This is a genomic window from Halothiobacillus sp., from assembly GCF_027346185.1.
In the GTDB taxonomy this organism is placed as follows: domain Bacteria; phylum Pseudomonadota; class Gammaproteobacteria; order Halothiobacillales; family Halothiobacillaceae; genus Halothiobacillus.
In genome coordinates, this window is sequence record NZ_DAIESY010000001.1 from 1 (window position 1) to 13,958 (window position 13,958).

A 13,958-nucleotide genomic window follows, 5' to 3' on the forward strand; every position below is an offset into this window, starting at 1 on the left:
CATAGACGGTGTAGTGTGCTGCCCGTATGGATTATCTCATTCACGAAGGCCTTTAAAATGTTTGGATTTCTCCGTCGGAAGAAAAAACAGGTGCCCGGCGATGCTGCGATCGAATCACCGGTTGATTCTTCAGTCGACGCCCCAGTAGTCGAATCAAATGGCTCGGCCACTGCAGAAGAACCGGTCGAAGCGCAAAAAGCCATCGAACCCGAATCCATTGCCGCGGCCATTACAGAAGAACCTGAACCGGCGCAACCTTCGACACAGATAGCCATCCAAACGGCGCCACAACCCGTTACACAGGAAAAACCCAAATCCCGCTTCTGGCAACAACTGGCAAGGGCTCGCAACAACTTCACCGAAGGCTTGGGCGATCTTTTCCTCGGCAAAAAGGCCATCGATGACGAACTGCTCGAAGAAGTCGAAACCCGATTGATCATGGCCGACGTCGGGCAAGCGACTACGCGCGCGTTGATCGATGCCCTGCATCAGCAGATTTCCCGCAAGCAGATCAACGACGCCGAAGCCTTGTTCGAAAAGCTCAGCCAACTGATGGTCGAGCGGCTGGAACGCGTACAAAAACCCCGCCCCGTCCCCACGGAGCAGCCACACATTATCGTTGTCTGCGGCATCAATGGTGCCGGGAAAACCACGACCATCGGCAAACTGGCACACCATTACAAGCAGTCCGGGCACAAGGTGATGCTGGCCGCGGGTGATACCTTCCGCGCCGCAGCCGTCGAGCAACTGATCACCTGGGGTGAACGCAACCAGATCCCGGTCATCGGCGAACCGGGGCGGCAGGACGCCGCTTCGGTGCTGTTTGATGCCGCCCAATCGGCGCGCGCCCGGAATATGGATGTGCTGATTGCCGACACCGCCGGTCGACTGCATACGCAAGGCGGCCTGATGGAAGAATTGAAGAAGCTGGTCCGGGTCGTCAGCAAATCGATTCCTGGCGCGCCGCACGAGATTATGCTCGTGCTCGACGCCAGCATCGGCCAGAACGCGCTCAATCAGGCTCGTCAGTTCCATGAGGCGGTCGGCGTGACCGGATTGATTGTCACCAAGCTCGATGGCACCGCCAAGGGCGGCATTCTGTTCGCTATTAGCGACGAATTGAAGCTGCCCATCGACTTTATCGGCGTAGGGGAACAGATCGGCGATTTGCGACCGTTCGACCCGAAAGGTTATGTCGATGCCCTGCTGGATCGCGAGGAAATATGATCGAATTCGATGGCGTTAGCCGCCGCTTCAGTAACGGCCACTTCGGTTTGCAGGACGTGCGTTTTCACATTCCCGAAGGGCGGATGGTGTTCATTACCGGCCATTCCGGTTCGGGAAAATCCACCCTGCTGCGACTGATTCCCGCGCTGGATCACCCCACCAGCGGCACGGTGCGCATCGGCGGGCATGATCTGCAAAAAATGCCCAAACACCAGTATCCGAAATTGCGGCGTCAAATCGGCGTGGTGTTTCAGGATCATCACCTGCTGCCCGACCGACGGGTGTTCGATAATGTGGCCCTACCGATGCAGGTGGCCGGTTTCGAGCCACGAGACATCCGCCGACGCGTCGAAGCGGCGCTCGACAAGGTCGGCCTGCTTGCGCGCCAACGCGCTCGAGTGGATGAACTCTCCGGTGGTGAGCAGCAGCGGGTCAATATCGCCCGCGCCTTGGTCAATCGCCCCAAGATCCTGCTGGCCGATGAGCCCACGGGTAACCTTGACCCCGAACTCTCCCGCGAAATTTTCAACCAGTTCGCCGACTTTCACGCCATCGGCGTGACCGTGTTGATCGCGAGCCACGACCTGCATTTGTTAAAGACCTTTGCTGTGCCCCGTATCGTATTGAATCAAGGGCGGATTGCCCAGATAGAGGAAGCTTTCTGAGCATGGACCAGAACCACTCAACCTCGGCCAAAATCCCGAGCGGCACACCGACCCGAACTGCCAGAACGAAGACCAGTGCACTCAACGCCTGGAAACGGCACCATGCACGCTGCCTCAAGGACGGCTTATGGCATCTGGTGCGCCGTCCCCTGAGCGCCTGGGCCACTATTTTCGCCATAGCCATCGTGCTGGCGCTGCCGGGGTTTTTGATGACGCTGGCCGCCCAGATCAAGCACATCGGTGGTGCCTGGGCAGCCGAACAGGGTCAGGTGAACGTGTATCTCAAAACGGGCACCGATGAAACCCATGTAAAAGACTTCACCCAATGGCTGCAGAGCCAACCCAATGTCCGCAGCACCCACGTCATTCCACCGGAACAGGGGCTGAAGGATCTCGCCCGACGCCTGAACATCGATAGTCTGGACAGTGATATTCCCAACCCGCTCCCGACCGTCGTCGTTCTCAAATTAAAGAACCCGACCGACCAGGCCAGCCTCGCGCTGCGGGAAGAAATCCGTAACAACCCCTTGGTCGAGAATCTCTCGGAGAGTGGCGTATGGGTAAAGCGACTGCAAACCATCAGCCAGTTTTTCGACGAGTTGAGCTGGTGGTTGATGTTCCTGTTCGGCTTTACCGTGGTTTCCGTGATCGGCAACACACTGCGGCTCGAATTACAGAAACGTCGTGAAGAGCTGGCGTTGATCGCGCTGATCGGCGGCACGCGGCGTTACATGATTCGCCCGCTACTTTATGACGGCGCCATCATGGGACTGCTGGGTGGCCTGGTGGCCAGCGGCTTGATCTACACGCTATTGACGATGCTCACGGCACCCATCAATCAATTCGCGGCGGAATACGGTACTCAGATCACCGTGATCACCCCGATGATGCTGACCGCGCTGCTTGGGTTGATCGGGCTTTCACTGGGATGGCTCAGCGCCCAACTGATCGGGCGGAATTTTTTGCGCCACGCGGTGTCGGCCTGACTTATCCGAGCCCCCGCTCTCGAGAACGGGGTTCGACTTAAATCCTGAAACCGCTGACCAGCGAACCCAGTTTTTGTGCATCCTGCTGCACGCTGGATACCGCGACCTGCGCCGCTGACATATGTTCGGCGTTGGCAGTGATCACGTCGATCAAGGCGTGCAGATCGGCATTGAGCTGCTCGATGGTTTCCTGATGCTCCTGACTGTTGCTTTCCACGCTCAACGTGGCCGACACGGAATCGTCGATGGCAACCAGGACTTGCTCCAACTCACCTTGCGCCGCGCTCATAGCCGCTTCGGCCTGCTGAGAGTAATCCACGACTTCGGTCATGGTTTGATCCGTCTGACCCTCCTCGCGGGTCAAGCGCTCCATCACTGCCGAAATCTGCACGGTGGCGTCCTGACTGCGCAGCGCCAACGCCCAGACTGCTCCGGCCACCACGGCAAATCCCCGCCCATGCTTACCTGCGCGGGCGGCTTCAATGGCTGCATTCAGTGCCAACAGGTTGGTTTGGTCGGCCACCGAGCTGATGGTGCGTGTCATGGATTCGATTTCTTCCTTGGCCGACACCAGAGAATGGATGTGCCGGGTGGCCGTATCAACGCGGGCAAGGGCGAAGTGAATCGAACCGACACTTCGGGTGATCTGTCCTTGACTCTGCTCGGTCATCACCTGACCGATGCGGTGATCGAGCGTATTGGCCGCTTCTTGCATCGATGCACTGCCGTGGTTGATGTCGCCGATCTGGCGATGCAGCGTGTCGATCATGCCGTTGAAACTATCAGCAATTTTGCCGATGGCATCGTCGCTCATCAAGTCGCATTTACTCGTCAGGTCACCCTGCCGTACTGAGCCGGTCAAAATGGCCATTTTCGACAATTGCCGCAACAACACGACCTGCGCCACCCAGTAATTTACAAAACCGACGGTAATGCCCGCTGCCACACAACCCAGCAAGAACCAGCTCAGCATCCCTTCCCTGAAGTTGACAAAGAAACTTGCAAAAACAGGGAAAATAGCCCCCATGGCGATAAAGGACCATTTAAGGCGCCGCAAGATACTTATTTTATTCATAGAAACCCTTAAAACCCCATAAAAAATAGGGATACACTATCCTTGGACACCTGACTCCAAATACCTTAGCGATGTGGTTGGCGTATCGTCACATAGGCCAAATACTTTAGCCAATCCGACAAACATATCCGGCTCGGTCAAAGCCACAACCACCCTACTCGGCATTTCAGGATGCCCCCGGACAGCTGCATTGCTATGATGCCCGCCATGAATCAACACAGCCCCACGAGTCACGATGCCGAGTGCGAACGGATTGCCCGCCCGATTGGCAGCGGCTTTCGATATGCCAGCCTGCCGCTGCGTGGCCGGGATCTGTACGCGATTACGGCGATCAAGGCGCTCGACAAAAGTTTGGAAGAGATCGTTCAGACCATGGCGGAGCCCCAGGTTGCCCGATCCAAGCTCGATTGGTGGCGTGGCGCCTTGCATCAGGCGACCACCGAAACCAGCAGCAATCACCCGGTTTTGATTTCACTACTTGAGTCGACGCCCCCCGGCACCCTTGAAAAAATGGTTCCGCATCTGGAATCTCGACTCGGTAGCGCGCTTTTGGCGCTGGATTATCAGGGATTCGATACCGAAGCGGATCTGACTGCCTATCTCGATGCCAAAGGGGGCGCCCTGTTCCGGTTGTACGCCCAGGCGCTCGATCTTCCTGAGGAAACGACTGTGAAGCTCGGCGCACTCGGCGCACTCGGTCACCGCATCGACAACCTGCAGTGGCTGGGGCGCAATGTGGCTCGTGGCTTTATTTACCTCTCTGTGGAGCAACTCGAAAAGCACAGCGTCAATGAAGCGGATTTTCACCGTCCGGATCGATCCACTCGCCTGGCACCCTTGCTGCAAGTGGAATATGAACACATCCGGGCAGAACACAATCGGCATCTGCTTGAACTCAAACAAACCTGTCGTCGGCCACCCGCTTTTTTCCGCGCGCTGATCGCACTCGACCAAGCCCGTCTAGTCCACCTTCACCGCAGTGGATTGCGCCTGCTCGACGAGCGCCCCGAGCGTTCCCCTTTTGCACAACTGCTCACCGCCTGGTGGGCCACCAAGCGGGCGCCGCGGCCGTTGCGTTGAACCGCCTGTAAAAACATGGAATTGAGATAACGATATGAACAGCGAAAAAACAGACGGATTTGCCGGTCGAATCGTCGTCATCAACGGCGCCACCGGCACGATCGGTGAAGCCATGGCATTCGCGCTGCAACGACAAGGCGCGCAGTTGATCCTGTTCGGGCGCAAAAGTGACCGTCTCAACCACTTGGCCGATGAACTCACCGCCGAGTTGGGTGCCGAGGCCGAACAACGCGCGCCTGTCATTCAAAACGTGGATTTTTCCGGAGCCGCCGTCGAGGATTACCAGACGCTGGCCGATGCAATCGAAAACAACTTTGGCCGGATCGATATTCTGATCCACGCCATGGGCCAAGGCGGGCAACTCAGCCCGCTGGCCCACAGTGATCTGATGAAATTCCAGGAAAGCCTGCACCTCAACCTGATCGCCCCATTCGCACTCACCCGCAGTCTCTGGCACCTGCTGGAGCAACCCGGGAAACAGACACAGCCCAATCGCGCTCAGGTCTTGTTTTTCACCGACCGGGGCACCCCCGCCTTCGGCAACGCCTACACACTCGCCCACGCCGCCATCGCGAGAATGATCGAACAATGGGCGAATGAAACGACCAGCGTGCGTATCAATGGGCTGGACCCCGGCCCTACCGATAGCGGCCTGCGGCAGTACCGATTCCCAGGCGAAGCGCAATCGGAACGCGCTGATGTCTCGGCCATGCTGCCCACTGCCCTGGCATTGCTCGCCAACAACAACGCCCACGGACAATTGATTCGTCTGCAACCGCACAGGGTCTGATATATTTGGACGCACAAACAAAGGAGATTTAAAGATGATGTCGATGCAAGTAGGTGGATTATTGGGTTTTATTATTCTCGCGCTGGACATCTGGGCCATGATCCGCGTGGTCCAGAGCAATGCGGGTGCGGGGGTCAAAACGCTGTGGGTATTGCTCATCCTGTTTCTGCCCGTGCTGGGCTTGATCTTGTGGGCATTGCTTGGCCCCAAGGGCTGACCCACCGTCGATGCGGCGTCACCGATATCTGGCTCAACCCCATCCAGGGTAGAGTTTGAGCATTCCCGGACGCTGAATAAGGATGAATTCATGAGCGAGCAAACCACCTCGATCCTGCTTGGGGCCGGAACACAACCGGCCACCATTCAAACCCGCATGATTAACCGGCACGGTTTGATCGCAGGGGCCACGGGCACTGGCAAGACCGTGACTCTGCAAGTATTGGCGGAGCAGTTTGCCCGGCTCGGCACCCCCGTTTTCGTGGCGGATATCAAAGGTGATTTGTCCGGCATCGCGGCCAGCGGCAAGTCACACCCAAAAATCAGCGCCCGCGCCGAAAAGATGGGGTTGGAGCCCATGCACTTCCAGGCCAATCCAGTCATTTTCTGGGATGTGCACGGTGAAAAAGGTCACCCCTTCCGACTGACGATTTCCGAAATCGGGCCTGTTGTTCTGGCCCGGCTGCTGGGTTTGAATGAGCTTCAGGAAGACGTGCTCAACATGGCATTCCAGATTGCCGACGATCAAGGCCTGCTGCTGATCGATTTCAAGGATTTCGAGGCATTGCTGCGCCACCTCGATGAAGCGGGCGACGAATACCAATCGCAATACGGTCGCATCTCCAGCGCCAGTCTGGGCGCCATCATGCGCGCGCTGACTGGTTTCAAGCGTGAAGGGGCCGAACAGCTCTTCGGCGAGCCAGCCATCGCCCTTGATGATCTGCTCATTGAATCCGACACGGGCGCGGGCATGATTCACGTACTGGCAGCGGATCGGCTCTATCGGGAAAGCCCGAAGGTCTATGCCGCCTTGTTACTTTGGCTACTCTCGGAATTATTCGAGCAGATGCCCGAGGTCGGCGACCTTGATGTGCCAAAATTCGTACTGTTCTTCGACGAAGCGCACCTGTTGTTCGACGATGCCCCCAAACCGCTGATCGACAAGATCGAGCAGGTGGTTCGTCTGGTTCGTTCCAAAGGCGTGGGCGTTTATTTCGTCACGCAAAATCCGCTCGATCTGCCCGAAACCGTATTGGGCCAACTCGGTAACCGGGTACAACATGCGCTGCGCGCGTTTACGCCGCGCGATCAGAAAGCCGTGCGTGCCGCCGCGCAAACCTTCCGCAGCAACGAGGCGGTCGATGTGGAAACGGTCATCACCCAGCTTGGTGTGGGCGAAGCATTGGTATCATGCCTGGATGCCAAGGGCATGCCGACACCGGTCGAGCAGGTGCTCATGCGCCCGCCTATGAGCCGCATCGGCCCGCTCACCGACGAGGAACGCGCCGCCATCATGCAGCGCTCACGTTATCGGGGGCGGTTCGATACGCCGGTGGATCGTGACTCTGCGTTCGAGATGCTCAAGCAGCGTACGGAAGAAATTCACCGTCAGACCCAACTGAGCGCGCAACACACCCAAGAGGACGAAAAAGCACAATCCACAGCTCGAACAAGCCGCCGACAAACGCCGATGGAGGCGTTCATCAGCAGTACGGTTCGTGCGATCGGCAGCCAGATCGGAAGGCAATTGATCCGCTCACTGCTCGGCAGCTTGAAGCGCTGAAGCGAAAAAACAGGAAGCGGGAATTACACACAGGCGAAGGACAATCGGTAAAAATTTCCGCATAATGCGACTGGATGCGCCGACAGAACCGACCGTTAAAGTTCGAAGCCGCCTGTTTACCATGAGGTGGGGTTTTAAAGCCCCGCCCAGGATCGAATGTCTGCAGCGAGCGCCTGTTGCGCCGTCGACATCGCCCCACATTATGATATGAGTGCTGCAGGCCTGTTGCCTGCAGGTGACAGCCCGATTCCAAAGGAGTATCCGAGTGACTGCATACCAAGATCAAGACCCGCAAGAAACCCGCGAATGGCTCGAAGCCTTAGAGGCGGTCGTGGCCGTCGAAGGCACAGACAAGGCGCGGCACCTGATCGGCAACCTGATCGAGGCGGCTCGCAAGCACGGCATCGACACACCCTATTCGGCGACCACGCCGTACATCAACACCACTCCCGCAGAAAAAGAACCGACCTACCCCGGTGATCGCCAACTGGAACAGCGCCTGCGCGCGTTGATCCGCTGGAATGCCATGGCCATGGTCGCTCGGGCGAACAAACACACCTCCGTAGGTGGCCATATCGCCACCTTCCAATCCAGCGCCACCATGTACGAAGTGGGTTTCAACCACTTCTTCAAGGGTCACGATCACCCCGATGGGGCCGACATGGTGTTCTTCCAGGGTCACGCCTCGCCGGGCATGTATGCACGCGCCTTTCTCGAAGGCCGCATCAGCGAAGAACAACTCGCCAATTTCCGTCAGGAAGCGCATCTCGATGGCGTTTCTTCCTATCCGCACCCCTGGCTGATGCCGACTTTCTGGCAGTTCCCGACCGTATCGATGGGTCTTGGCCCATTACAGGCCATCTATCAGGCGCGCTTCATGAAATACATGGACGCACGCGGCATGGCGAAGATGAACACCCGCAAAGTCTGGGCATTCCTCGGTGACGGCGAGATGGACGAACCGGAATCCACCGGCGCTATCGGCTTGGCCGTGCGCGAAAAGCTCGACAACCTGGTGTTCGTCATCAACGCCAACCTGCAACGCTTGGATGGCCCGGTGCGCGGGAACGGCAAAGTGGTTCAGGAACTGGAAGGCAGCTTCCGTGGCGCTGGCTGGAACGTCATCAAGGTACTCTGGGGTCCGGGCTGGGATGAGCTTTTGCAAAAGGATAGCTCCGGCAAACTCATGCAGTTGATGATGGAAACGGTCGACGGCGAATATCAGGCCTACAAGGCCAAGGATGGCGCTTTTGTCCGCAAGCATTTCTTCGGCAAGTACCCGGAAACCGCTGAACTCGTCAAGAACATGACCGACGAGGAAATCTTCGGCCTGACACGGGGTGGTCACAGCCCACGCAAGATGTATGCGGCCTACAAGGCAGCCACCGAACACAAAGGCCAGCCGACCGTCATCATCGCCAAAACCATCAAAGGCTATGGCATGGGGCCATTCGGCGAAGGCGCGATGACGGCGCACAATCAGAAGAAGCTGGATGTCGACGGCCTCAAATACTTCCGCGACCGCTTCGGCCTGCCCATTTCCGATGCGCAACTGGAAAACGACGTTCCCTTCTACAAACCGGAAGATAGCCACGAACTGATCAAGTATCTGCACGAACGCCGCAGCGCGCTGGGTGGCTACCTGCCCAGCCGGGTGGACCGTGCGGCCGCCCTGCCGACGCCAGAACTGTCTGCTTTCGACATGATTCTCAAAGGCACGGCCGATCGCGAAATGTCGAGCACCATGCTGTTCGGCCGGATTCTCGCCATCATCTTGCGTGATAAAGAACTCGGCAAACGCGTCGTCCCGATCATCCCCGATGAAGCCCGCACCTTCGGTCTGGAAGGCCTGTTCCGTCAGGTCGGCATTTACGATCCGGCGGGGCAGCTTTACGAACCCGTCGACTCCGATCAGGTGTCCTGGTACAAGCAGGCCACCAATGGTCAGGTATTGCAGGAAGGCATCAACGAAGCCGGCTCCATGTCCTCCTGGCTGGCCGCAGCCACGGCCTATGCCAACTACGGCGAGGCCATGATTCCGTTCTATATCTACTACTCGATGTTCGGCTACCAGCGCGTGGGCGATCTCATATGGCTGGGTGGCGACATGCGCGCGCGCGGCTTTATCGTCGGCGGTACCGCTGGTCGCACCACGCTTGAAGGTGAAGGCCTCCAGCATCAGGACGGCCATAACCTCGTCTTCTTCAGCGCGGTGCCCAACTGCAAGTCTTACGACCCCACCTACGGCTATGAGATGGCCGTCATCATTCGCGCGGGCCTCAAGGAGATGTTCACCGACAAAAAGGACGTGTTCTATTACATCACCGCGATGAACGAGAACTACCCGCACCCCGCCATGCCGGAAGAGAACCGGGATCAAATCGAGCAAGGCATCCTGCGCGGCTTGTACCCGTTCAGCAAATCCAAAGCGAAACACAAGGCGCGTGTTCAGTTGCTCGGTTCCGGCACCATTCTGCGTGAAGTGGAGAAAGCCGCTGCCATGCTGGAAGCGGACTGGAACGTGGCTGCCGATGTCTGGTCGGCCACGAGCTTCAGCGAACTGGCACGAGAAGGTCAGGCCTGCGTTCGTGAAAACCGCCTGAACCCGGAAGCACCGCAAAAAGTGCCCTACGTGACGGCCACATTGGAACCAACCCAGGGCCCCATCATCGCGGCGACTGATTACATCCACCTTTATACCGAGCAGGTGCGCTCATTCATGCCGCGCCGTTACGTCACGCTGGGCACAGATGGCTTCGGTCGATCCGATACCCGTGAAGCATTGCGTAAATTCTTCGAAGTGGATGCAGCCAACATCGTGATCACGGCGCTCAAGGCACTGGCGGACGAAGGCACCATCGCAGCGTCGGTTGTCTCGCAAGCCATCAAGAAGTACGACATTAACCCGAAACTGGGCATGCCTTCTTCACGTTAAGACTGGATCGTCGATCGCCCCGCTACATGCAACGGGGCGCATCACATGGAACAATTTTGGATTGAACATTTTTGGAGCACGCGTATGACCGTGAAATCAGTCCCCTTGCCGGATATCGGCAACTTCAAAGACTTGCCTGTCATCGAAGTACTGGTTGCCGTGGGTGACCGGGTTGAAGCCGAGCAATCACTGATCACCCTCGAATCCGATAAGGCCACCATGGAAATCCCCGCGCCGTTCGCCGGCGTGGTGAAAAAGGTGCTGGTCAAAACGGACGACACCGTCAACGTCGGCGACATCATTGTCGAAATGGATGCGGAAGATGCTGCCAGCCCGGCACCGGAACCTGCCAAAGCTGAACCGGCCGCCTCAAGTGTTCCGGCGCCTGAACCAACCGCACCTACGCCCGAAGAAGCTGCGCCTGCGGCAGCTTCGGCACCAATACCCGCAGCGGCTCCGGCGAACGTTGAAAACACGCCCATCAACGCACCGACATTTGGCGCCGCCTTCCACGCCAGCCCTTCGGTACGCGCGTTTGCCCGCACGCTGGGCGTGGACCTCGCCAAAGTCACTGGCACCGGTGTGAAGGGACGCATCCAGAAAGACGACGTCACGGCCTTCGTCAAGAAGGCACTGACTCAATCGGCAGGCCCTGTGGCAACGGCTGGTGGCTCCATTCCGCCCCTACCCAGCATCGACTTCAGCCAGTTCGGCGAAATCGAGACCGTGCCGTTATCCCGGATTCAAAAGCGTTCGGGCAAGCATTTGTCCACCTGCTGGCTGAATATTCCGCACGTCACCCAGTTCGATGAAACCGACATCACCGATCTGGAAGCCTTCCGCCAATCGTTGAAAGCACGGGCGGAAAAAGCCGGCGTCAAGCTCACCCCGCTGGTGTTCATTCTCAAAGCGGTGGCGCGCGCACTCGCCGACTTCCCCAAATTCAACGCCTCACTCGATGCCAGTGGCGAGAACCTGATTCTTAAGAAATACACCCACATCGGTGTAGCCGTCGACACACCCAACGGCTTGGTCGTCCCCGTCATCCGCAACGTCGATCAAAAAGGCCTGTTCGAACTCTCTGCCGAACTTGCTGCCGTGAGTGCCCGAGCACGGGACGGCAAACTCAGCCCCGAGGATATGTCCGGCGGCTGCTTCTCAATTTCCAGCCTCGGCGGCATCGGCGGCACGCAGTTCACGCCCATCGTGAATGGGCCGGAAGTCGCGATTCTCGGCGTTTCGCGCTCGAAAATGAGCCCGGTCTGGAACGGCGAAACCTTCGAACCGCGCCTGATGCTGCCGCTCGCCCTGTCCTACGATCACCGCGTAATCGACGGCGCTCAGGGTGCCCGCTTCATCACGGCTCTCTCGGCGGTGCTGAGCGATTTGCGCGAACTCATTCTCTAAATAGATTCTCACAAGGGACACCGACATGGCATCACTTGAAACCATCAAACTGCCCGACATCGGCGTGTCCGGCAAAGTCGAAATCATCGAAGTGCTGGTTGAAGCCGGGCAAACCGTCGAAGCCGAAACCTCGATGCTCACACTGGAATCCGACAAGGCAACCATGGAGATCCCGGCACCAAAATCCGGCAAGATTGTCGAACTGCTGGTCAAGGTTGGCGATCAGGTCGGCACGGGCGACCCCATCGCCACCATGGAATCCGCCACTGAATCCGCGGGCGAATCAGCCCATGCAGCCGCAGAACCGGCACCCAGCGCACCCAAGGCCAGGGCGACTACTGTCGCAACGGCAGCACCCGTCGCAGCGCCGTCTGATCTGAATGCAGATCATCAATGCGACGTGGTCGTTCTGGGCGCTGGCCCCGGTGGCTACACCGCCGCCTTCCGCGCCGCGGATCTGGGCAAGAAGGTCATCCTGATCGAGCGCTTTGAAAAAATCGGTGGCGTTTGCCTGAACGTGGGCTGCATCCCGTCCAAGGCCCTGCTGCACGTATCCGGCATACTCAACGAAACCCGCGAAATGGGCAGTCACGGCATTACCTTCGCCGAGCCGAAAATAGATCTCGATGGCCTGCGCGGCTTCAAGAACGGCGTGATTGACAAGCTCACCGGCGGCCTCAAGCAATTAGCCAAACAGCGCAAGGTCACCATCCTGCAAGGCGTCGGCCAATTTGCCAGCGCCAACCATATCCGCATTACCGCCGCCGATGGCAACCAGACGACCGTTCAATTCGAACACGCCATCATCGCCGCGGGTTCACAGCCGGTGAAACTTCCGTTCATTCCCCACGACGATCCCCGCGTCATCGACTCGACCGGCGCGCTCGAACTGGCCGATATCCCCAAGCGGATGCTGATCATCGGTGGCGGCATCATCGGCCTGGAAATGGCGCAGGTGTACGCGTCGCTCGGCAGCAAGATCACCATCGTCGAACTGGCGGACAACATCATCCCCGGCGCGGACAAGGACCTGGTTCGCCCGCTGCTCAAAGACATCAAGAAACGCTACGAGAACATTTATCTCGGCAGCAAGGTCACCGGCGTCACCGCGACCGCCGACGGCCTGGATGTGACCTTCGAAGGCAAATCCGTCCCAGCAACCGATCGCTTCGACAAGATTCTGGTCGCTGTCGGCCGCTCGCCGAACGGCCGCAAGCTCAACCTGGAAGCGGCCGGTGTCACCGTCGATCCGCGCGGCTTCATCCCCGTTGATGCGCGGATGCAGACCAATGTGCCGCATATCTTCGCCATCGGTGACATCGTCGGCCAACCCATGCTGGCCCACAAGGCCGTGCATGAAGGCAAGGTTGCAGCAGAAGTCATCTGCGGCATGAAATCCGCCTTCACGCCCATCACCATCCCGAGCGTTGCCTACACCGACCCTGAAATTGCTTGGGCCGGCAAAACCGAAGATCAACTCAAGGAAGAAGGCATCGCCTACGAGAAAGGTGCCTTCCCCTGGGCCGCATCAGGCCGCTCGCTCAGTATCGGTCGAGATGAAGGCCTGACCAAGGCCCTCTTCTGCGCAGAAACCCACCGCCTGCTCGGCGTCGGCATCGTCGGCCCGAACGCTGGCGAACTGATAGCCGAAGCCGTGCTCGCCATGGAAATGGGCGCAGACATGAGTGATATCGCCCTGACCATCCACCCACATCCCACCCTTTCTGAAACATTGGGTTTCGCAGCGGAAATGGCCGAAGGAACGATCACGGATTTACTGCCACCCAAGAAACGTTAAGCGTTCAGTACGCGAATACCAATGAGGACTAGCGTTTCCCGGCTCAGATACGATCCAGCCATTCCGATGACTATCAGGTCAATCACCACGGCAAGGAACAGCCAGCCTTCGTCGGTGGCGATATAGGTGATATCGCCAACCCACACCGTATCTGGCTTGCGCACGCCAAACTGGCGGTTGAGCAGGTTCGGTGCAATGGGTAAGTCATGGTTACT

The 13,958-nt window shown here is 58.3% G+C and carries 11 protein-coding genes and 1 pseudogene; 10 read left to right on the plus strand and 2 right to left on the minus strand.

Annotation, left to right across the window (positions count from 1 at the left end; all coding sequences use genetic code 11):
* Nucleotides 1-57 precede the first annotated feature (57 nt).
* From ftsY to M7R55_RS00015, 3 genes are read left to right on the plus strand one after another with little or no spacing between them, the layout of a single operon-like run.
* Nucleotides 58-1,227, plus strand: coding sequence for a signal recognition particle-docking protein FtsY (ftsY, locus tag M7R55_RS00005; RefSeq protein ID WP_298217379.1), 1,170 nt, complete (start codon nucleotides 58-60; stop codon nucleotides 1,225-1,227).
* The gene (gene ftsE, locus M7R55_RS00010) at nucleotides 1,224-1,892 is read left to right on the plus strand and encodes a cell division ATP-binding protein FtsE (protein ID WP_298217381.1); all 669 of its coding nucleotides are present in this window, start codon (nucleotides 1,224-1,226) and stop codon (nucleotides 1,890-1,892) included. Before ftsY ends, ftsE begins: the two co-directional genes overlap by 4 nt.
* Before the next feature lie 2 nt (nucleotides 1,893-1,894).
* Nucleotides 1,895-2,878 carry an ABC transporter permease gene (locus M7R55_RS00015; protein WP_298217382.1) on the plus strand — a complete coding sequence of 328 codons (984 nt, stop codon included), beginning with the start codon at nucleotides 1,895-1,897 and terminating at the stop codon, nucleotides 2,876-2,878.
* Between the two features lie 37 nt (nucleotides 2,879-2,915).
* Here the strand turns inward: M7R55_RS00015 and M7R55_RS00020 are convergent, their stop codons facing one another.
* Complete coding sequence (locus M7R55_RS00020; protein ID WP_298217384.1) at nucleotides 2,916-3,851, minus strand: methyl-accepting chemotaxis protein; 936 nt, start codon at nucleotides 3,849-3,851, stop codon at nucleotides 2,916-2,918.
* 309 nt (nucleotides 3,852-4,160) lie between these two features.
* On the opposite strand from M7R55_RS00020, the gene M7R55_RS00025 reads away from it, so the two are divergent.
* From M7R55_RS00025 to lpdA, 7 genes are all read left to right on the plus strand, one after another.
* On the plus strand, nucleotides 4,161-5,033 hold the full coding sequence (locus tag M7R55_RS00025) for a squalene/phytoene synthase family protein (RefSeq protein ID WP_298217385.1): 873 nt from the start codon (nucleotides 4,161-4,163) through the stop codon (nucleotides 5,031-5,033).
* Nucleotides 5,034-5,067: 34 nt separating this feature from the next.
* Nucleotides 5,068-5,823: an SDR family NAD(P)-dependent oxidoreductase gene (locus M7R55_RS00030; RefSeq protein WP_298217387.1), complete on the plus strand. Its 756-nt coding sequence runs from the start codon at nucleotides 5,068-5,070 to the stop codon at nucleotides 5,821-5,823.
* A gap of 37 nt (nucleotides 5,824-5,860) precedes the next feature.
* Nucleotides 5,861-6,040, plus strand: a complete 180-nt coding sequence (locus tag M7R55_RS00035; protein WP_298217398.1) for a PLD nuclease N-terminal domain-containing protein — start codon at nucleotides 5,861-5,863, stop codon at nucleotides 6,038-6,040.
* A 90-nt stretch (nucleotides 6,041-6,130) separates the two neighbouring features.
* Nucleotides 6,131-7,603, plus strand: coding sequence for a helicase HerA-like domain-containing protein (locus tag M7R55_RS00040; protein WP_298217389.1), 1,473 nt, complete (start codon nucleotides 6,131-6,133; stop codon nucleotides 7,601-7,603).
* Between the two features lie 265 nt (nucleotides 7,604-7,868).
* Entirely contained in the window at nucleotides 7,869-10,538 is a 2,670-nt protein-coding gene (gene aceE, locus M7R55_RS00045; RefSeq protein ID WP_298217391.1) for a pyruvate dehydrogenase (acetyl-transferring), homodimeric type, read from the plus strand.
* Between the two features lie 84 nt (nucleotides 10,539-10,622).
* Complete coding sequence (aceF, locus tag M7R55_RS00050) at nucleotides 10,623-11,945, plus strand: dihydrolipoyllysine-residue acetyltransferase (RefSeq protein WP_298217393.1); 1,323 nt, start codon at nucleotides 10,623-10,625, stop codon at nucleotides 11,943-11,945.
* Between the two features lie 25 nt (nucleotides 11,946-11,970).
* Nucleotides 11,971-13,743, plus strand: a complete 1,773-nt coding sequence (gene lpdA / locus M7R55_RS00055; protein WP_298217395.1) for a dihydrolipoyl dehydrogenase — start codon at nucleotides 11,971-11,973, stop codon at nucleotides 13,741-13,743.
* 74 nt (nucleotides 13,744-13,817) lie between these two features.
* Here the strand turns inward: lpdA and M7R55_RS00060 are convergent.
* A pseudogene (locus tag M7R55_RS00060) lies at nucleotides 13,818-13,958 on the minus strand (IS3 family transposase); the annotation flags it as partial.